This window comes from Pseudomonas sp. FYR_2 (assembly GCF_043106425.1).
Lineage (GTDB): Bacteria > Pseudomonadota > Gammaproteobacteria > Pseudomonadales > Pseudomonadaceae > Aquipseudomonas > Aquipseudomonas monteilii.
The window spans coordinates 274,318-294,771 of record NZ_JBICMM010000012.1; the positions used below are offsets into that span (position 1 = coordinate 274,318).

A 20,454-nucleotide genomic window follows, 5' to 3' on the forward strand; every position below is an offset into this window, starting at 1 on the left:
CGCTTGAGCTTGCGAGGTTTCATGACCGCAGTACCACGCCGCTGTCGTCTTCCCACCACACGTACACTTCATCGCCCCAGGTCGGGCGGGTGCCCTGGCGCTCGGCGTTGGCAACGAACGACTGGACGATCTTGCCGCTCGGCAGCTCTACGTAGAACACCGAATGACCACCCAGGTAGGCGATGTCGTGCACCTTTCCGCGCGACCAGTTGTGCTCGCAGGTGGGCTGCTGGGTAGTGACCAGCATCTTTTCCGGGCGCAAGGCGTAGGTGATGTGCTTGTCTTCCACCGAGGTGGTGATGCCGTGGCCGACGTAGATCTTGCGCTCCAGCTCCGGGCTGGCAATGATCGCGTGGCCTTCGGCATCGTCGACCACTTCACCTTCGAACAGGTTGACGTTACCGATGAACTCGCACACCAAGCGGCTGGTGGGGGTCTCGTAGATGTCCACCGGCGAGCCGATCTGGGCAATCCAGCCCAGGTGCATGATGGCGATGCGCTGGGCCATGGTCATGGCCTCTTCCTGGTCGTGGGTCACCATTACGCAGGTCACACCCACGCGCTCGATGATCTCTACCAGCTCCAGCTGCATCTGCGAACGCAGTTTCTTGTCCAGCGCGCCCATCGGCTCGTCGAGCAGCAGCAGCTTGGGGCGCTTGGCCAGGGAGCGTGCCAGGGCCACACGCTGACGCTGACCACCGGACAGCTGGTGCGGCTTGCGCTTGGCGTACTGGGTCATGTGCACCAGCTTGAGCATCTCGGCCACGCGGGCGTCAATCTCGGCCTTGGGCATCTTGTCCTGCTGCAGGCCGAAGGCGATGTTCTGCGCCACGGTCATGTGCGGGAACAGCGCGTAGGACTGGAACATCATGTTGATCGGCCGCTCGTAGGGCGGCATGTCGGTGATGTCTACGCCATCGAGGAAAATCCGCCCTTCCGTCGGGCGCTCGAAGCCGGCCAGCATGCGCAGCAAGGTGGACTTGCCCGAGCCGGAGCCGCCCAGCAGGGCGAAGATCTCGCCCTTGCGGATTTCCAGGGACACATCGTCCACGGCTACGGTTTCGTCGAATTTTTTCGTAACCCGGTCGATCTTGACCAGCACCTGCTTGGGTTGCTGGCCACCCTCGAGGGCTTTTTTATAGGCACCGGAGGCAACTGCCATGAGTGAAACTCCCAACAAGATTTTTGTACCCGCGCGGCCTGATCTGCAGGTGCGCTGCGGGTCTGGATAATTACTTGCCCGACTTGACCTTGGTCCAGCTGCGGGTCATCAGCCGTTGCACCTTGGGTGGCAACTCTGAGTTCACGAACATCTTGTCCAGCACTTCCTGCGGTGGGTAAACCGCGGCGTCAGTCCTCACGGCCTGGTCCATCAGGTCGCCAGCCTTGGGGTTCGGGTTGGCGTAACCGACGTAATCACTGACCTGGGCGATAACCTCAGGTTTCAGCAAATAGTTGATGAAGGCATGGGCCTCTTTGACGTTCTTGGCGTCCTTAGGGATCGCCAGCACGTCGAACCAGAGGTTGCCGCCTTCCTTGGGAATGGCGTAGGCCAGGTTCACGCCCTTCTTCGCTTCTTCAGCGCGGGCCTTGGCCTGGAACACATCACCCGAGAAACCCGCCGCGACGCAAATGTCGCCATTGGCCAGGTCGGTGATGTACTTGGACGAGTGGAAGTAGGTCACGTACGGGCGTACGGCCAGCAGCTTCTGCTCGGCTTTTGCGTAATCCTTGGGGTCGGTGCTGTTGGGGTTGAGCCCCATGTAGTTGAGCACCGCCGGGAGCATTTCATCCGCCGAGTCGAGGAAGGCCACACCGCACTTGGAGAGCTTCTTCATGTTCTCGGGCTCGAACAAAACGGCCCAGGAGTCGATGGTGTCCACGCCCAGCACGGCCTTCACCTTGTCGACGTTGTAACCGATGCCGTTGGTGCCCCACAGGTAAGGCACGGCGTACTGGTTGCCCGGGTCGTTCTTTTCCAGGCGCTTCATCAACGCCGGGTCGAGGTTGGAATAGTTGGGCAGCAGGCTCTTGTCGAGCTTCTGGAACGCGCCCGCCTTGATCTGCTTGCCGAGGAAATGGTTGGACGGCACCACCACGTCATAGCCGGTGTTACCGGCCAGCAGCTTACCTTCCAGGGTTTCGTTGGAGTCGAACACGTCCTGCACGGGCTTGATGCCCGTGGCTGTCTCGAAGTCCGCGAGTGTGGTTGGGCCGATGTAGTCGGACCAGTTGTAGAAGTGCACCGTAGGCGCCGCTTGGACGCTGCATGCCAGCGTCAGGCCCGCACCAGCCATCAAGGCCTTGCGGAATACAGAAATAGACAAGTGGGTGCTCCTCACAATCAGTGCCTGGGTAGCGACAATGCTGCCGCACACGCAAAACCGGCGCGCAACTTACCTTCGCAGCTTCGATGCCGCAATCATCAATTGCCTTTCACTGGCTCTGAGCCGGGAAGCCCCGGCCCAGAGGTGCCGCATCGAGCTTATTTGCCCGACTTGATCTTGGTCCAGCTGCGGGTGATCACACGCTGGGCAGAAGCTTCAGGCGCAGCGATGGCGTACAGCTGCTTCTTCACTTCGGCTGGCGGGTAGATGCTCGGGTCGCTGGTGATGTCTTTGTCCACGAACGGAGTGGCAGCAGCGTTGCCATTCGGGAAGCGCACGGCGTTGGTGATTTCAGCCATGATTTCTGGCTGCATCAGGAAGTCCATGAACTGGTAGGCAGCGTCTTTATGCTCGGCATCTTTCGGGATGGCGACCATGTCGTAGAAGGTGCCGGCACCTTCTTTCGGAATCACGTAGTCCACTTTGACCTTGTCGCCAGCTTCGTGGGCGCGGGCCTTGGACTGCTCCAGGTCACCCGAGTAACCGACGGCCACGCAGATGTTGCCGTTGGCCATGTCGCCGATGTACTTGGACGAGTGGAAGTAGGTGATCGAAGGACGAATCTTGAGGAACAGATCCTCGGCGGCCTTCAGGTCTTCTTTCTTGGTGCTGTTGCTCGGCAGGCCCAGGTAGTGCAGCGCGGCAGGCAGCATTTCGGTCGGAGCGTCGAGGAAGCTCACGCCGCAGCTCTTGAGCTTGGCGATGTTCTCAGGCTTGAACACCACGTCCCACGAGTCGATCTTGTCCACGCCCAGCGCGGCCTTGACTTTCTCCGGGTTGTAGCCGATGCCGATCGAACCCCACATGTACGGGAAGGCGTGCTTGTTGTCCTTGTCGCTGGCGTCGCCAACGGCTTTGAGCAGGTCGGTGTCGAGGTTCTTCCAGTTCGGCAGCTTGGAGCGGTCCAGTTCTTCGTACACACCGGCCTTGATCTGCTTGGCCAGGAAGTTGTTGGACGGCACCACGATGTCGTAGCCCGACTTGCCGGCCAGCAGCTTGGCTTCGAGGGTTTCGTTGCTGTCGAAGACGTCGTACTTGACCTTGATACCGGTCTGCTTCTCGAACTTGGCAATGGTGTCTGGTGCGATGTAGTCCGACCAGTTGTAGACGTTCAACACCTTGTCTTCAGCCTGTGCAGCAGTAGCCATGGCACCCATCAGGGCTGCGGCCAGCAACGTCTTGCCCATTTTATTCATGCGTCATGCTCCAGATTTTTTTGATTAGCCATCCGTTCAGCAGCCAGGTCCCGCAGTACACGCGTTTGGGCGACTGAAGCAGTCGCTAGTCTGGCAAGTTACAAGGCTCTGTTTCAAGGAAAGCAGGGCCTTGTAACGACTTAATGTCACATCGCTAGCCTAGCAGGTGATCAGTTGATCGCTTCGAGGGTGAGGTCCAGGCACTTGCGCGCCTTTTCCACCAGTTCGTCGATCTCCGCGTGGCTGATCACCAGCGGCGGGGCGATGATCATGGTGTCACCCACTGCGCGCATGATCAGGCCGTTCTCGAAGCAGAAGTTACGGCAGATCATGCCCACGCCCTTGCCTTCGTAACGGCTGCGCGTGGCCTTGTCCTTGACCAGCTCGATCGCGCCGAGCAGGCCCAGGCCGCGTACTTCGCCCACCAGCGGGTGGTCCTGCAGCTCACGCAAACGCTTTTGCAAATACGGTGCCGCTTCGGTGCGCGCCTTCTCGACAATGTGCTCGTCGCGCAGGATGCGCAGGTTTTCCAGGCCCACTGCAGCCGCTACCGGGTGGCCCGAGTAGGTGAAGCCGTGGTTGAAGTCACCCCCTTCGCTGAGTACCTGGGCAACCTTGTCACGCACGATCACACCGCCCATGGGGATGTAACCGGAGGTCAGGCCCTTGGCGATGGTCATCAGGTCGGGCTTGAGGCCGTAGTAGTCAGAGCCGAACCACTCGCCGGTGCGGCCGAAACCACAGATGACTTCGTCGGCGACGAACAGGATGTCGTACTTGGCAAGGATCTCCTTCACCTTCGGCCAGTAGGTTTCCGGTGGGATGATCACGCCGCCGGCGCCCTGGATTGGCTCGGCAATGAAGGCGGCGACGTTGTCTTCGCCGACTTCGAGAATTTTCTTTTCCAGCTGCTCGGCTGCCCACACACCGAACTGGTCCGGGGTCATGTCGCCACCTTCACCGAACCAGTAAGGCTGCGGGATATGCACGATGCCCGGGATCGGCAGGCCGCCCTGTTCGTGCATGCCGCTCATGCCGCCCAGGCTGGCACCGGCCACGGTGGAGCCGTGGTAGCCATTGATGCGGCCGATGATGGTCTGTTTGTGCGGTTTGCCCTTCAGCGCCCAGTAGTGGCGCACCATGCGCAGCACGGTGTCGTTGCCTTCGGAGCCGGAGCCGGTGAAGAACACATGGGTCATGCCCTCTGGCGCCACGTCGGTGATCGCCTTGGCCAGCTCCAGCGCAGGCGGGTGAGCGGTCTGGAAGAACAGGTTGTAGTACGGCAGTTCGCGCATCTGCTTTTCTGCCGCCTGCACCAGTTCTTCACGGCCGTAACCGACCGCCACGCACCACAGGCCGGCCATGCCGTCGAGGATCTTGTGCCCCTCGCTGTCCCACAAATGCACACCCTGGGCCTTGGTGATGATGCGCGGCCCCTTGGCTTTCAGCTGCTTGTAGTCACTGAAAGGTGCGAGATGATGCTCCCCGCTCAAGGTTTGCCATTCACGGGTTTGCGGGTTGTTGACGCTCATGTGCTTCTCCGTAATTCGACCGCCGCGCTCCAGCGGCACCAGGGTTTATCAGACAGCGAACAGCAGGAACTCACGCTCCCAGGAACTGATGACACGCTTGAAGTTCTCGTGCTCGGCGCGCTTGGTGGCGACGTAGCCGGTGATGAACTTCTTGCCCAGGTACTGCACCAGCGCGCGGCTGTTTTCCATGCGTTCCAGGGCGTCTTCGATGGTCAGCGGCAGGCGCAGGTTGCGGCGCTCGTAGCCACGGCCCTGTACTGGCGCGCTGGCCTCGATGGCTTCGACCATGCCGATGTAGCCACACAGCAGGCTGGCGGCGATGGCCAGGTACGGGTTGGCGTCGGCGCCCGGCAAGCGGTTCTCGACCCGACGGCTTTGCGGGCCGGCATCCGGTACGCGCAGGCCGACGGTGCGGTTTTCTTCGCCCCACTCCACGTTTACCGGCGCCGAGGTGTCAGGCAGGAAGCGGCGGAACGAGTTGACGTTGGGGGCGAACAGCGGCAGCGCCTCGGGGATGAACTTCTGCAGGCCACCGATGTGGTTGAGGAACAGCGCGCTCATGCTGCCGTCTTCGTTGCTGAAGATGTTCTTGCCGGTGGCCACGTCGATCACGCTCTGGTGCAGGTGCATGGCACTGCCCGGCTCGCCGGTCATCGGCTTGGCCATGAAGGTGGCGGCCACGTTGTGCTTGAGCGCCGCTTCGCGCATGGTGCGCTTGAACACCAGGATCTGGTCGGCCAGGTGCAGCGCGTCGCCGTGACGGAAGTTGATTTCCATCTGCGCCGTGCCGTCTTCGTGAATCAGCGTGTCCAGGTCCAGCTGTTGCAGTTCGCACCAGTCGTAGACGTCTTCGAACAGCGGGTCGAATTCGTTGGCGGCTTCGATCGAGAACGACTGGCGGCCGGTTTCCGGGCGGCCCGAACGGCCAACCGGCGGCTGCAGCGGGAAGTCCGGGTCTTCGCTGCGCTTGGTCAGGTAGAACTCCATCTCGGGCGCTACGATCGGCTGCCAGCCCTTGTCGGCGTAGAGCTTGAGCACTTTTTTCAGCACGTTGCGCGGCGACAGTTCGACCGGGTTGCCCTTCTTGTCGTAGGTGTCGTGGATCACCTGCGCGGTCGGCTCGATGGCCCACGGCACCAGGAACACCGCCTTCTCGTCAGGGCGGCAGATCATGTCGATGTCGGCCGGGTCGAGCAGTTCGTAATAGATGTCGTCGTCGACGTAGTCGCCGGTCACGGTCTGCAGCAGCACGCTCTCGGGCAGGCGCATGCCTTTTTCGGCGATGAATTTGTTGGTAGGCGAAATCTTGCCGCGCGTGATGCCGGTCAGGTCACTGATCATGCATTCGACTTCGGTGATCTTGTGCTCTTTCAACCAATCGGTGAGCTGGTCGAGGTTGTTACTCATAAATACCTCAGGAGGTAAGGTGGTCCACGCTCTGATTCTGGATGGAGTACATTGCTAAAGCAAAAACCCCCGCGCAGAGCCACAGTGGATACACTGAAAACAGCTGTGTCCGTAATGAGTTCAAAAGGCAGGAAGACGAAGCGAAGGGCGGCAAGCCGCTACGAGGGCGGGCCCGGAAGCGCCAAACGTCAATTATTGCGGCCAGGGCGGCCACGCCATTGACGAAGCTTGCAAAAACGGCGGAGGTACCCGACGGCACTGCGCAGGCAGTACTTTCAGGTCGCGGCAAGCGGACCATGTGACCCTCGTATTATTGTGTTTTGGGTTGAGACCGAGCTTAGCCTTGTTCATTTTTTTACACAACACCTCCGTAAAAAATAAAACACGGCGTGTCGGAGATAGCCCTTTACGCGGGAAATAGCGGATAATGGCTTGCCCCGATATGCAGCAAATCTGCCGTAGATGTGCCATTTCAGGGCATCATGGGGTTGGCTTGACATCAGTATGGCTTTTCGATTGACTGGTCCTGCAAGCCCCCCTTGATTGATATTTTTAACAACAAAGGTGTTGCATCATGTCGGTACCCCCGCGTGCCGTTCAGCTTAACGAAGCGAACGCGTTCCTTAAGGAACATCCTGAGGTTCTCTACGTTGACCTTCTGATTGCAGATATGAATGGTGTGGTGCGTGGCAAGCGCATCGAGCGCACCAGCCTCCACAAGGTTTACGAGAAAGGCATCAACCTGCCTGCCTCCCTCTTCGCCCTGGACATCAACGGTTCCACCGTCGAAAGCACCGGGCTTGGCCTGGACATCGGCGATGCTGACCGCATCTGCTACCCGATCCCTGGCACCCTCTCCAACGAACCCTGGCAAAAACGCCCGACCGCCCAGCTGCTGATGACCATGCACGAGCTGGAAGGCGAGCCGTTCTTCGCCGACCCGCGTGAAGTGCTGCGCCAGGTGGTGAGCAAGTTCACCGAGATGGGCCTGACCATCTGTGCCGCGTTCGAGCTGGAGTTCTACCTGATCGACCAGGAGAACGTGAACGGCCGCCCGCAGCCGCCGCGCTCGCCAATTTCGGGCAAACGCCCACAGTCGACCCAGGTGTACCTGATCGACGACCTCGACGAATATGCCGACTGCCTGCAGGACATCCTCGAAGGCGCGAAAGAGCAAGGCATCCCGGCCGACGCCATCGTCAAGGAAAGCGCCCCGGCGCAGTTCGAAGTTAACCTGCACCACGTGGCCGACCCGCTCAAGGCCTGCGACTACGCGGTACTGCTCAAGCGGTTGATCAAGAACATCGCCTACGACCATGAAATGGACACCACCTTCATGGCCAAGCCCTACCCGGGCCAGGCAGGCAACGGCCTGCATGTACACATTTCCGTGCTGGACAAAGATGGCAACAACATCTTCACCAGCGAGGATCCCGAGCAGAACGCCGCGCTACGTCACGCTGTCGGCGGTGTGCTCGAGACCCTGCCAGCGTCCATGGCGTTCCTCTGCCCGAACGTGAACTCGTACCGCCGCTTTGGCGCGCAGTTCTACGTACCGAACGCGCCGAGCTGGGGCCTGGACAACCGCACCGTGGCCCTGCGCGTGCCGACCGGCTCGCCGGACGCCGTGCGCATCGAGCACCGGGTGGCCGGTGCCGACGCCAACCCGTACCTGATGATGGCTGCCGTGCTGGCCGGTGTGCATCATGGCCTGACCAACAAGATCGAACCGGGTGAGCCGATTGAAGGCAACTCGTACGAGCAGCTGGAGCAGAGCCTGCCGAACAACCTGCGCGATGCCCTGCGCGAGCTGGACGACAGCGAGATCCTGAACAAGTACATCGATCCGAAGTACATCGACATCTTTGTCGCGTGCAAGGAAAGCGAGCTGGAGGAGTTCGAACACTCCATCTCCGACCTCGAGTACAACTGGTACCTGCACACCGTGTAAGCAAAAACGCCGCCCACAAGGGCGGCGTTTTTCATTAGGCTGCAGGCAACTCGATCCCTGTAGGAGCGGCCTTGCCACAGGCAGATACCTTACAAGGACTTCTCGAAAATCTTCGAATTACGCTGATAGTTGTACAGCGAAGCCCGAGCAGCCGGCAGTCGCTCAACCCCACTGGGCGCAAACCCGCGTTCGCGGAACCAGTGCGCCGTACGCGTAGTAAGTACAAACAAGGTATTCAACCCCATCTGCCGCGCCCGGCTCTCGATACGCTCCAGCAATTCATCCCCACGCCCGCCATGGCGATACTCCGGGTTCACCGCCAGACACGCCAGCTCCCCTGCCTCGGAGTCGGCAATCGGGTACAGCGCCGCACAGGCGATGATCATGCCCTCGCGCTCCACCACGCTGAACTGCTCGATTTCCCGCTCCAGGACCTCGCGCGAACGGCGCACCAGAATGCCCTGCTCTTCCAGCGGGCTGATCAGCTCCAACAAGCCACCCACGTCCTCGATGGTCGCCTCGCGCACCACCTCGAACTGCTCCTGCGACACCAGCGTACCGCCACCGCCACGGGTGAACAGCTCGGTCAGCAACGCGCCGTCTTCGGCATAGCTGACGATATGGCTACGCGCCACACCGCCCTTGCAGGCCTCGGCGGCGGCATCCAGCAGCTCGCCCTGGTAATCGCTGCCCAGTCGTTGAAGATGCGGGGCAACCTGCTGCGGGCGCAGCTCGCGCACCAGCTTGCCGTCAGCATCCAGCAGCCCCGGCTCTGCGCCGAACAGTAGCAGCTTGTCGGCGCCCAGCTCGATGGCAGCGCGGGTGGCCACGTCTTCGCAGGCCAGGTTGAAGATCTCGCCGGTGGGCGAGTAGCCGAGCGGCGACAGCAGCACGATGGAGCGCTCGTCGAGCAGGCGGCTGATGCCCTTGCGGTCGACCCGACGCACTTCACCGGTGTGGTGGTAGTCCACCCCTTCCAGCACGCCAATCGGCCGCGCAGTGACCAGGTTGCCGGACGCCACGCGCAGGCGCGAGCCCTGCATCGGCGAAGCAGCAATGTCCATCGACAGGCGTGCTTCGATGGCCAGGCGCAGGGCGCCGACAGCATCGATCACGCAGTCCAGGGTGGCGGCATCGGTGATGCGCAGGCCACGGTGGTAATGCGGGGTCAGCCCACGATCGGCCAGGCGGCTTTCGATCTGCGGGCGCGAGCCATGCACCAGCACCAGCCGCACGCCAAGACTGTGCAGCAGCACCAGGTCGTGGACGATGTTGCCGAAATTAGGGTGTTCCACCCCATCGCCAGGGAGCATGACCACGAAGGTGCAGTCGCGATGGGCATTGATGTACGGGGAGGCATGACGCAGCCAGTTGACGTAGTCGGGCATGACAGGGCCTGTGGATAAGTGGACGGAGAACGGCGGTACAGGGGCGTTCAGGATCATCGTCGGAACAGGCTTGCGGTCACGCGCGGTCTCCTCTAGGCAGGAACGAATCAGGTCAATGGACGTTTAGTTCAGGCAATAGTGCCGGATCAGGTCACGCAATAGACGCACGGTAGGCTCGATTCGTGACATTTCAAGGTATTCGCCAGGCTGGTGGGCACAGGCGATGTCGCCAGGGCCGAGCACGATGGTCTGGCAGCCCAGCTGCTGAAGATAAGGCGCTTCGGTGCCGAACGCCACCGCTTCGGCGCGGTGGCCGGTCAGGCGCTCCGCCACTTGCACAAGCTCGGCATCGGCGGCCTGCTCGAACGGCGGCACCTCCGGGAACAGCGGTGCGTAGTCGATGCGCACATCATGGCGCTCGGCCACCGGCACCAGCTTCTCGCGGATGGCGGCGCGCAGTTGCTCCACGTCCATGCCCGGCAATGGCCGCAGGTCGAACTCCAGGGCGCACTGGCCACAGATGCGGTTGGGGTTGTCACCCCCGTGGATACAGCCGAAGTTCATAGTCGGCGTCGGCACGGTGAACTGCGGGTTGCGGTAGGTTTGCTGCCATTGCTGGCGCAGGCCCATCAGCTCGCCCATCACCGCGTGCATGGCCTCCATGGCGCTGCGGCCCAGGTTTGGGTCCGACGAATGGCCGCTGCGCCCGAGGATGTCGATGCGGTCCATGAGGATGCCCTTGTGCATGCGGATCGGCCGCAGCCCGGTCGGCTCACCGATTACCGCCGCACGGCCCAACGGCTGGCCGGCTTCGGCCAGGGCGCGGGCGCCGGACATTGAGCTTTCTTCGTCGCAAGTGGCCAGAATCAGCAATGGCTGCTTGAAGTCGTGCTCCAGCAGCGGGATGACAGCTTCGATGACCAGGGCAAAGAAGCCCTTCATGTCGCAGCTGCCCAGGCCGACCCAGCGGCCATCGACCTCGGTGAGCGTCAGCGGGTCGCTGGTCCACAGTTGTTCGTCGTAAGGTACGGTGTCGCTGTGCCCGGCCAGCACCAGGCCGCCCGGGCCGCTGCCACGGCTGGCCAGCAGGTTGAACTTGCCGGGGCTGACCTGCTGGATGTCGCACGTGAAACCCAGGTCGCCCAGCCAGCCGGCCAACAGGTCGATGACCTGGCGGTTGGACTGGTCCAGCGCGGGCTGGGTGCAACTGACCGAAGGCGCGGCGATCAAGGCGGCAAACTGGTCTTTCAGCGTCGGCAACGGCATGCGCATACTCCTCGGAAGCGTTGCCCATCATAGGACTATCCGCTGTCTGGAATAAACCGTTGGCGGCGGACTGCTGTAGACTCTGCGTCAACCACGCCCCCCTTCGAGTCTGTGATGCACAAAGAAACCGAACTGAAGCTCCGCGCCAGCCGCGAGACCCTTGCCGCCCTGCGCGAGCACCCTCTGCTGAAAAAGCGCAACAAGTCCGGCTGGCAGACCCGCGAACTGCTCAACCAGTACTTCGACACCCCCGAGCGTGAGCTGTCCGCCGCCCGTGTCGCCCTGCGCCTGCGCCGCGACGGCGACGCCGTCATCCAGACCCTCAAGTGCCGCGGCACCAGCGTGGCCGGCCTGTCCGAGCGCAACGAGTACGAGTGGAACCTGGACAAGGTCAAGCTCGACCTGAAAAAGCTGGACGCCACCTGCTGGCCCGAGCAACTGGCCAACCTGGACAAGAAAACCATCAAGCCACTGTTCACCACCGACTTCAGCCGTGAATACGCCGAAATCGCCTGGGGCCGTGGCAAGAGCAAAGTCGTGATCGAGGCTGCGTTGGACCAGGGCTTCGTGATCGCCGGCAAGCGCAAGGAAGAAATCTGCGAGCTGGAGCTGGAACTGCGCGAAGGTGATCCGCAAGCCCTGCTGGAACTGGCCGCCGAGCTGGCCGCCAGCCTGCCCCTGATGCCTTGCGACATCAGCAAGGCCGAGCGTGGCTACCGCCTGCTGGAGCCGGACAGCTACGAGCTGGGCCTGCCGCACACCGAGCTGGACGCCGAAATGGCCGTAGACGACGCTTACGCCGCCCTGGCCTGGCAACTGCTGGGCAGCAGCCAGCGCCTGGCCGAGCAATACCGCCACAACGGCCACTGGCGCCTGCTGCAGGACTGGGTCGAGTGCCTGAGCGAGCTGCGCGCCATCACCGCCAGCCTGGGCCAGGCCGCGCCGCGTGCCACTACCCGCGACCTGCGCAGCAGCCTGGACGCCCTGCTGGAAGACTGGCGCCCGCTGGTGCAGGCCGGCAACGATGACGAAGACATTCGCCGCGCCGCGCCCGAGCAGTTCGCCGAAGAGCTGGAAGACGTGCGCTGGGGCCAGTTCTCGCTGGAAACTTCGCGCTGGCTGCTGGCCCGCGCCTGGACCGCCGAGCGCAAGGGCCGTGGCGAGCGTCAGGGCAAGGCGCAACTGGCCAGCTGGCTGGGGCACCTGCTGGGCGAAGAAGGCCGCGCGTTGAAGCTGCCGCTGTACACCCAGCGCCCGGAAGACCTGGCCGAGCAATTGCCACGTATCGAACAGCTGCTGGCCTGGCTGCACCATGCCCGCCAGGTACTCGACGCGCCGCAGATGGACCGCCTGTATGGCGACCTGAAGAAGCTGCATGAGCTGGCGGTACAACCAATCAGCGATGAACAGGCGGAGCAATCGATCACCGCTGAGTTGCTGGAAGCACGTATCGAGCAAGCTCGGGCGGTGGATCAGAGCCGCGGCTGGAAGCATCTGCTCAAGGCTTGATACCGCATCGCCCGCTCCCACAGGTACAGCGCTGGCCTCAAGCTTGGCGCAATACCTGTGGGAGCGGGCGTGCCCGCGAATGCTCTAACGCGACAGTGGCAGGCTAGTGGTGGACTTGATCTCCGATAGCGCCACAATCGAGTTCACTTCCTGGATACCCGGCACGTTCGACAGCTTTTCGAAGAAGAAGCGCTCATAGGCCTCGATGTCCGATGTGACGATCCGCAGCAGAAAGTCCACCGACCCCATCAGCACATAACACTCCAGTACCTCCGGGAACCCGCGGATCGCCTCGGTGAACTCGGTAAAGTTCGAGCGCCCATGGGCATTCAGCTTCACCTCAGCGAAAATCTGCGTGTTAAGGCCGATCTTCTTGCGGTCCAGCAAGGTTACCTGCCCACGAATCACCCCCTCCTCCTTCAACCGCTGAATGCGCCGCCAGCACGGCGATTGCGACAGCCCCACACGCTCGGCGATCTGCGCGCTGGACAGCGAAGCGTCTTCCTGTAGCAGCTCAAGAATGCGACGGTCGTAGGCATCCAGCTCGCTATGCATTGATAATTCTCCAACTAGTCAAATTTCGAATAGATCTATTCGAACAGTCCGCACAACAGCCAAATCATAGCGAAAAAATACCGCCCCGAACGTGCAAGAATTTCTCCCACATTCGCGGAGACCAGCATGAACGCACAGCCCCGTACCGACGCCTGGGCCGCCAGCAACGCCCACAGCACCGTGCACTACCGCCTGCAAGCGGAAGCCGAGCCCGACAGCCTGTGCCGGGTGCTCAACCTGTTTGCCCTGCAGTTCCTGACCCCGCACAGCGTGCAGGTCAGCCAGCAGGACGACTGGCTGAATATCGAAGTGGGCATTGGCGGACTGAGCTGGCACCGGGCCGAGGTGATTGCGCAGAAACTGCGTAACCTGGTGTGTGTGGGTGAAGTAAGCCTGACCAACCAGCAACGGGTGGAACTGGCGGTGGTCTGACAGCCACAGTAAAATCCCGAAACCCTTCAGCTTCGGTGCCCCTCCTCCATCCGTCTAGCCTTGGTCAGGACTTCCTTATCAGGCACGGACGCCAACATGCACACCCCCGACAACCCGGCACTCGACCTCAAGCGCGTGCTCGAAGCCCTGCTCGCCGACCAGCACCTGCACGCCAACGACACCCTGCAAGTCCTGGAATACGCCGCCGCCCACCCGGCCGGCCACCCGCTTGAGCAGATAGCCGCCTGCAGCCTGGAAAACCGCCAACACCCCGGCCAGCTTCTGGACCTGGACCGCCTCTGCCAATGGCTGGCGAACAAGGTCGACCAGCCCTACCTGCGCATCGACCCGATGCAGCTCGACCTGCCCCAGGTCACCGGCCTGATCTCCCCGGCCTTCGCCCAGCGCCACGGCATCCTGATTGTCGGCGCCGACGCATCCGGCATCACCGTCGCCAGCGCCCAGCCGTACCAGGATGACTGGCAGGCAGACCTGGCCCGCAGCCTGGGCCGGCCGATCCGCCGCGTGCTGGCCAGCCCGGTGCAGATCCGCCAGTCAGGGCAGTCGTTCCAGCGCCTGGCCCAGTCGGTGAAAGGCGCGCAACACCAGCAGTCGGCCAGCCTGGGCGAGCTCGAACAGCTGCTGGAGCTGGGCAAGCGTCAAACCGAGGCCAGCGCGGACGACGCGCACATCGTGCATATCGTCGACTGGCTGCTGCAGTACGCCATCGAGCAACGCGCCAGCGATATCCACCTGGAGCCACGCCGCGAACAGGGCCAACTGCGCTACCGCATCGATGGCCTGCTGCATACCGTTTATACCTTTCCCACCAATGTCACCCTGGCGCTGGTCAGCCGCCTGAAGCACCTGAGCCGCATGGATGTCGCAGAAAAGCGCCGGCCACAGGACGGTCGCCTGCAAAGCCGGCTGCCGGGCGGCGGCGAGGTGGAGCTGCGGCTGTCTACCCTGCCGACCCCGTTCGGCGAAAAACTGGTACTGCGCCTGTTCGACCCGCATCAGCTGCACGAGGGCTTCGACCGCCTCGGCCTGGAAGGGCCGCAACTGGCCCAGTGGCAAAGCCTGTTGCGCCAGCGCCAGGGCATCATCCTGGTCACCGGCCCGACCGGCTCCGGCAAGACCAGCACGCTGTACGCCAGCCTCAAGCTGCTGGCCACGCCACAGGTCAACCTGTGCACCATCGAAGACCCGATCGAACGCCTGGAACCCGCCTTCAACCAGCTGCAGGTGCAGCCCGCACTGGACCTGGGTTTTGCCAACGCGGTGCGGGCCATGCTGCGCCAGGACCCGGACATCATCATGATCGGCGAAATCCGTGACCGCGAAACTGCCTTGGTGGCAGTGCAGGCGGCATTGACCGGGCACCTGGTGTTGTCGACCCTGCATACCAACGATGCCTGTTCTGCAATCACCCGCCTGCAAGAGCTGGGTGTAGCCGATTACCTGATCAAGGCGACCCTGGTCGGGGTCATGGCTCAGCGCCTGGTGCGTACGGTGTGCTCAGACTGCCAGGCCCATGCATCAGCAACCTGCCGAACCTGCCGTGGCACTGGCTTCCACGGGCGCACAGGGTTGTTCGAACTGCTGCAACCCAGCGAAAACCTGCGCGCCCTGATTGGCCCGAACGCCGACCTGACGCATCTACGGCGCCAGGCGCTGGTCGATGGACTGATTGACCTGCGCCGTTGCGGGGAGGCCAAAGTGGCTTGCGGGCAGACCCGCACAGAGGAAGTGCTGCGCGTCTGCAACTGACGAAAAGTCCTTTGTATTCAAGGAACTTGCCTCACCGGAAAAGATCCAACGGCGCATCTTCAACCCTCACCCTTCGAGGTGTTTCAACATGCGTCTCAAAACCGCCATCGCCGCCGCTGCCTTGCTTTCTCTGCCTATTGGCTCGGCCATGGCCGATACCTTTTGGCGTAACGTGATGACTTCCGGTGCAACCACGGCATCGAGCTACCTGACCTCGCACGATCACAAGCTGGTAGTAGCCGCACAGGATGATGCCGGCAGCTTCGTGGCCAGCGAAGGCGCCATTCGTGGGCCGTTCCTGGAGGCAGCGTTGAAGCAGGTGCGGGCGGAGAATCCGGAGATGCAGGCTTCTGACATGGAGCTGGCCAATGCCATTCTGGCCAAGAACGCGGTAGCCGAATAACCGCGTCGCCTGCTTCGCGGGCAAGCCCGCTCCCACAGGATATCTACTGGGTCTGCAGCAGTAGATATCCTGTGGGAGCGGGCTTGCCCGCGAAGAATCCACCACCAATCTCAGCGGTAAGCTTCCACCGGCACACAAGAACAGAACAAATTCCTGTCCCCATACACGTTGTCGACCCGGTTCACCGCCGGCCAATACTTGTGCTGGCGCACATGTGCACTGGGCGCCACCGCCTGCGCCAAGCTATACGACCGATCCCACACCCCCAACACATCTTCCAGCGTATGCGGCGCATGCTTGAGCGGATTATCCTCCGCCGGCCAGTTGCCCTCCTGCACCTCGGCAATCTCTGCACGAATCGCCAGCATCGCCTCGACAAACCGGTCCAGCTCGGCCTTCGATTCACTCTCGGTCGGCTCCACCATCAGCGTGCCCGGCACCGGGAATGACATGGTCGGGGCATGGAAGCCATAGTCCATCAGGCGCTTGGCCACATCCTCTTCACTGATGCCGGTCTGCGCTTTCAGCGGCCGCAGGTCGAGAATGCACTCGTGCGCCACGCGCTGGTTGCGCCCGCGATAAAGTACCGGGAAGGCACTGCCCAGCTGGCAGGCCAGGTAATTGGCTGAGAGAATGGCCACCTCGCTCGCATCAGCCAACTGCGGCCCCATCATGGCGATGTACATCCAGCTGATCGGCAGGATGCTCGCGCTGCCCCAAGGGGCGGCGCTGACCGCGCTGTTGTTCGGGTCCAGGCCAGGCACCGGCACCACCGGGTGGCTGGCGACAAACGGCTTGAGGTGTGAGCGAATGCCGATCGGCCCCATGCCCGGGCCACCACCGCCGTGGGGGATGCAGAAGGTTTTGTGCAGGTTCATGTGCGAAACATCAGCCCCGATATCCGCCGGGCGCGCCAGGCCCACCTGGGCATTGAGGTTGGCGCCGTCCATGTACACCTGGCCACCGTGCTGATGCACCACCTCGCAGATTTCCCGAATGCCTTCTTCGTACACGCCGTGGGTCGAGGGGTAAGTGATCATCAGGCACGACAAGCGCTCGCCAGCTGCGTGGGCCTTGGCTTTGAGGTCGGCCAGGTCGACGTTGCCATGGTCGTCGCAATCGACGATCACCACCTCCATGCCGGCCATCTGCGCCGAAGCCGGGTTGGTGCCGTGGGCTGACGAGGGAATAAGGCACAGTGTGCGCTGTGGCTGATGGCGGCTGCGGTGATAGCGGGTAATGGCCATCAGGCCGGCGTATTCACCCTGGGCACCGGAGTTGGGCTGCATGCAGATGGCATCGAAACCGGTAATCGCGCACAACCAGCTTTCCAGCTCGTCGATCATCGCCTTGTAGCCCGTGGCCTGGCCTGCCGGGGCAAACGGGTGCAGTTGGGCAAAACCGGGCCAGGTGATGGGGATCATCTCGCTGGTAGCGTTGAGCTTCATGGTGCAGGAACCCAGCGGGATCATCGACTGGTTCAGCGCCAGGTCCTTGTTCTCCAGCTGTTTGAGGTAGCGCAGCATCTCGGTTTCGCTGTGGTGCTGGTTGAACACCGGATGAGCGAGGAACGGTGTGCGCCGTACCAGATTGGCGGGGATGCCCTCGGGCAGGGTCAACTGGTCAAGGGCGGCGATTTCCAGGCCGTGATCCACCCCCAGAAAGATGTCGAGCAGGCGCAGCACCGTCTGTTCGTTACAGGTTTCGTCCAGGCTCACGCCCAGGTGCCCGCGTCCGAGAATACGCAAGTTGATCTGCGCCGCTTCGGCGCTTTCGATGATGGCCGCCTGGGCCCCACCAACCTCCAGGGTTAGGGTGTCGAAGAAATGCTGATTGAGGCGCTTGATGCCTTTGGCCTCAAGCCCTGCCGCTAGGATAAAGGTCAGTCGATGCACACGCTGGGCGATGCGTTGCAGGCCTTCCGGGCCGTGGTACACCGCATAGAAGCCGGCAATGTTGGCCAGCAGCACCTGGGCCGTGCAAATGTTGGAATTGGCCTTCTCGCGGCGGATATGCTGCTCGCGGGTTTGCAGGGCCATGCGCAGCGCGGTGTTGCCACGGGCATCGCGCGACACGCCAATGATGCGCCCCGGCATGGCCCGCTTGTAATCGTCGCGGCAGGCGAAGTAAGCCGCGTGAGGGCCGCCGTAGCCCATCGGCACGCCAAAGCGCTGGGTCGAGCCCAGTACCACATCGGCCCCCAGCTCGCCGGGCGGTGCCAGCACGACCAGGCTGAGCAGGTCGGCGGCCACGCAGGCCAGCGCTTGCTGGCCGTGCAACAGGTCGATCAGCGGGCGCAGGTCGCGCACCTCGCCGTGGGTGTCGGGGTACTGCAACAAAGCGCCGAACACCGCGTGTTTGCCAAGGTTATCCACAGCATCGACGATCAGCTCGAAGCCAAAGCCTTCGGCGCGGGTCTTCAGCACCGACAGGGTTTGCGGGTGGCAGTGCTCGTCGGCAAAGAAGGCGTTGCTCTTGTTACGCGCCACCCGCTTGGCCAGGGCCATGGCTTCGGCGGCAGCGGTGGCTTCGTCGAGCAGCGAGGCATTGGCCAGCGCCAGACCGGTCAGATCGATGACCATTTGCTGGAAGTTCAGCAGCGCCTCCAGGCGGCCTTGGGCGATTTCGGGTTGATACGGTGTGTAGGCGGTGTACCAGCCGGGGTTTTCCAGCACGTTGCGCAGGATGACCGTGGGGGTGATGGTACCGTGGTAGCCCATGCCGATCAGGCTGGTCCACACCTGGTTCTGTTCGGCGTAGGCGGCGAGTTTGGCCAGGGCGGCCTGTTCGTCCAACGCTGGCGGCAGGTCGAGGGGGCGGTTGAGGCGGATGTCGGGGGGGACGGTCTGCTCGATCAGCTCACTGCGGGTGGCAATACCCAGCGCGTTGAGCATGGCCTGCTGCTCTGCGGCATCGGGGCCCAGGTGGCGACGCAGGAAAGGGTTGAGCTCTTGCAGTTGATGCAGGGATGGCGACTGTGACATGACGACGCTCTCTTCCTAGACCGGGTCTCATGGAGACTTATAAGTCTAGGAAGGATTGCCGATTCTGCGGGGAATCTTGCTTTGCCTGTTCCGGCCTCTTCGCGGGCATGCCCGCGAAGCAGGCGAGGCGGTCTTACTCGCCGATAGCAGCGGCGTAACCGGCAGCATCCAGCAGCTTGTCCAGCTCGGCCGGGTTGCTTGGCTTCAGCTTGAAGATCCACGACTCGTATGGTTCTTCGTTGAGCAGCTCCGGGCTGTCGGCCAGTTCTTCGTTGACCGCAATCACTTCGCCACCGATCGGTGCGTAAATGTCCGAAGCGGCCTTCACCGACTCGACCACACCAGCAGCCTCGCCTGCAGCGAACACCTTGCCAACTTCGGCCAGCTCGACGAACACCACGTCACCCAGGGCTTGCTGGGCGTGGTCGCTGATGCCCACGGTCACAGTGCCATCGGCTTCCAGGCGAGCCCACTCGTGGCTTTCGGCAAAACGCAGGTCGGCGGGGATATTGCTCATGTCTTGAATTCCTCGATTGGCTCAGCGGTACGCCCGCCGGTTAAAAATGGTTCAGATCAGGATCTTGCCGTGGCGCACGAAGGTCGGTTTGACGACCCGCACCGGGTACCACTTGCCGCGAATTTCCACCTCGGCCCGGTCACCGGTGGCCATGGGTACGCGCGCCAAGGCAATGGACTTACTCAGCGTAGGCGAGAAACTACCACTGGTGATCTCCCCTTCGCCAATGCCTGATACACGCACCACCTGATGAGCACGCAAAACGCCGCGCTCTTCCAGCACCAGGCCGACCAGTTTTTCCTTCACGCCGTGCTCGATTTCCGCCAGCAGGCCGCTGCGGCCGATGAAGTCACGCTCGGCCGGCTCCCAGGCGATGCTCCAGCCCAGGTTGGAGGTCAGCGGGGTGTGGGTTTCATCGATATCCTGGCCGTACAGGTTCATGCCGGCTTCCAGCCGCAGGGTATCGCGGGCGCCGAGGCCGCTGGGCGCGATGCCGGCGCCGACCAGGTCGTTGAAGAAAGCCACGGCCTGCTCACCCGGGAAGATGATCTCCAGGCCGTCTTCACCGGTATAGCCGGTGCGGGCAATGAACCAGTCGCCTTCGGCAACGCCTTCAAACGGGCGCAGTTCACGAATCAGGGCCGCGCGTGCAGGGCTGAGCAAAGCGGCGACCTTTTCGCGGGCATGCGGCCCTTGGATGGCGAGGATGGCAAGGTCGGGACGGGGCTGGAAGTTCACGGCGAAACCGGCCCGCTGCTGCTCTAACCAGTCGAGCACTTTGGCTCGGGTGGCGGCATTGGTGACCAGGCGGTAGCCGTTTTCCATGCGGTAGACGAGCAAGTCGTCGATTACCCCACCCTGCTCGTGGAGCAGCGGGCTGTACAGTGCCTTGCCGACGTCGTCGAGGCGGGCCACGTCGTTGGCCAGCAAACGCTGCAGCCAAACGCAGGCATCGGTGCCATCGACGTCGATCACGGTCATGTGGGAAACATCGAAAACGCCGCAGTCACTGCGCACCTGGTGGTGCTCCTCGACCTGCGAGCCATAGTGCAGGGGCATGTCCCAGCCACCGAAATCGACCGTTTTGGCGCCTAGCGCCAGGTGCAGGTCATACAAAAGCGTGCGCTGTCCCATGGGTTTCTCCTTCCGGGCGTGGC

Annotated in this window: 16 protein-coding genes; 5 read left to right on the forward strand and 11 right to left on the reverse strand. The window is 62.5% G+C overall.

Annotated features, from left to right (window positions below; genetic code table 11):
- Positions 1–19: 19 nt before the first annotated feature.
- From potA to ACF8R4_RS03185, 5 genes are all read right to left on the reverse strand, one after another.
- Positions 20–1,162, reverse strand: coding sequence for a polyamine ABC transporter ATP-binding protein (gene potA / locus ACF8R4_RS03165; RefSeq protein ID WP_016712588.1), 1,143 nt, complete (start codon positions 1,160–1,162; stop codon positions 20–22).
- 70 nt (positions 1,163–1,232) lie between these two features.
- Positions 1,233–2,327, reverse strand: coding sequence for a polyamine ABC transporter substrate-binding protein (locus ACF8R4_RS03170; RefSeq protein ID WP_104833768.1), 1,095 nt, complete (start codon positions 2,325–2,327; stop codon positions 1,233–1,235).
- A gap of 158 nt (positions 2,328–2,485) precedes the next feature.
- Entirely contained in the window at positions 2,486–3,583 is a 1,098-nt protein-coding gene (locus tag ACF8R4_RS03175) for a polyamine ABC transporter substrate-binding protein (protein WP_060498129.1), read from the reverse strand.
- Positions 3,584–3,753: 170 nt separating this feature from the next.
- Entirely contained in the window at positions 3,754–5,115 is a 1,362-nt protein-coding gene (locus ACF8R4_RS03180) for an aspartate aminotransferase family protein (RefSeq protein ID WP_060498130.1), read from the reverse strand.
- Positions 5,116–5,163: 48 nt separating this feature from the next.
- A complete protein-coding gene (locus ACF8R4_RS03185) occupies positions 5,164–6,522 on the reverse strand; it encodes a glutamine synthetase family protein (RefSeq protein ID WP_060498131.1) in 1,359 nt (452 codons plus the stop codon).
- Between the two features lie 574 nt (positions 6,523–7,096).
- On the opposite strand from ACF8R4_RS03185, the gene ACF8R4_RS03190 reads away from it, so the two are divergent.
- Positions 7,097–8,473 carry a glutamine synthetase family protein gene (locus tag ACF8R4_RS03190; RefSeq protein ID WP_016712594.1) on the forward strand — a complete coding sequence of 459 codons (1,377 nt, stop codon included), beginning with the start codon at positions 7,097–7,099 and terminating at the stop codon, positions 8,471–8,473.
- Positions 8,474–8,562: 89 nt separating this feature from the next.
- Here ACF8R4_RS03190 and argA read toward each other — a convergent pair whose 3' ends face one another.
- Both argA and argE read right to left on the reverse strand, forming a co-directional pair.
- Positions 8,563–9,861, reverse strand: coding sequence for an amino-acid N-acetyltransferase (gene argA, locus ACF8R4_RS03195; RefSeq protein WP_060498133.1), 1,299 nt, complete (start codon positions 9,859–9,861; stop codon positions 8,563–8,565).
- 123 nt (positions 9,862–9,984) lie between these two features.
- Positions 9,985–11,127, reverse strand: a complete 1,143-nt coding sequence (gene argE / locus ACF8R4_RS03200) for an acetylornithine deacetylase (RefSeq protein ID WP_060498134.1) — start codon at positions 11,125–11,127, stop codon at positions 9,985–9,987.
- 114 nt (positions 11,128–11,241) lie between these two features.
- Here argE and ACF8R4_RS03205 point away from each other — a divergent pair, with 114 nt between their 5' ends.
- A complete protein-coding gene (locus tag ACF8R4_RS03205; protein WP_156866849.1) occupies positions 11,242–12,636 on the forward strand; it encodes an inorganic triphosphatase in 1,395 nt (464 codons plus the stop codon).
- Positions 12,637–12,720: 84 nt separating this feature from the next.
- On the opposite strand, the gene ACF8R4_RS03210 is transcribed toward ACF8R4_RS03205, so the two are convergent.
- Complete coding sequence (locus tag ACF8R4_RS03210) at positions 12,721–13,191, reverse strand: Lrp/AsnC family transcriptional regulator (RefSeq protein ID WP_027592247.1); 471 nt, start codon at positions 13,189–13,191, stop codon at positions 12,721–12,723.
- Positions 13,192–13,317: 126 nt separating this feature from the next.
- Between ACF8R4_RS03210 and ACF8R4_RS03215 the strand changes: the two genes are divergently transcribed.
- From ACF8R4_RS03215 to ACF8R4_RS03225, 3 genes are all read left to right on the forward strand, one after another.
- Positions 13,318–13,623 (forward strand): hypothetical protein, encoded by a 306-nt coding sequence (locus ACF8R4_RS03215; RefSeq protein WP_060498136.1) that lies wholly within the window; start codon positions 13,318–13,320, stop codon positions 13,621–13,623.
- 96 nt (positions 13,624–13,719) lie between these two features.
- Positions 13,720–15,393, forward strand: a complete 1,674-nt coding sequence (locus ACF8R4_RS03220) for a GspE/PulE family protein (RefSeq protein ID WP_392491679.1) — start codon at positions 13,720–13,722, stop codon at positions 15,391–15,393.
- An 88-nt stretch (positions 15,394–15,481) separates the two neighbouring features.
- Positions 15,482–15,796: a DUF2388 domain-containing protein gene (locus ACF8R4_RS03225; protein WP_060498138.1), complete on the forward strand. Its 315-nt coding sequence runs from the start codon at positions 15,482–15,484 to the stop codon at positions 15,794–15,796.
- A gap of 110 nt (positions 15,797–15,906) precedes the next feature.
- On the opposite strand, the gene gcvP is transcribed toward ACF8R4_RS03225, so the two are convergent.
- The 3 genes from gcvP to gcvT form a co-directional block, all read right to left on the reverse strand.
- Positions 15,907–18,780, reverse strand: coding sequence for an aminomethyl-transferring glycine dehydrogenase (gcvP, locus tag ACF8R4_RS03230; RefSeq protein ID WP_060498139.1), 2,874 nt, complete (start codon positions 18,778–18,780; stop codon positions 15,907–15,909).
- Between the two features lie 133 nt (positions 18,781–18,913).
- Positions 18,914–19,297 (reverse strand): glycine cleavage system protein GcvH, encoded by a 384-nt coding sequence (gcvH, locus tag ACF8R4_RS03235; RefSeq protein WP_060498140.1) that lies wholly within the window; start codon positions 19,295–19,297, stop codon positions 18,914–18,916.
- Between the two features lie 51 nt (positions 19,298–19,348).
- Entirely contained in the window at positions 19,349–20,431 is a 1,083-nt protein-coding gene (gene gcvT / locus ACF8R4_RS03240) for a glycine cleavage system aminomethyltransferase GcvT (RefSeq protein WP_060498141.1), read from the reverse strand.
- Positions 20,432–20,454: the final 23 nt, after the last annotated feature.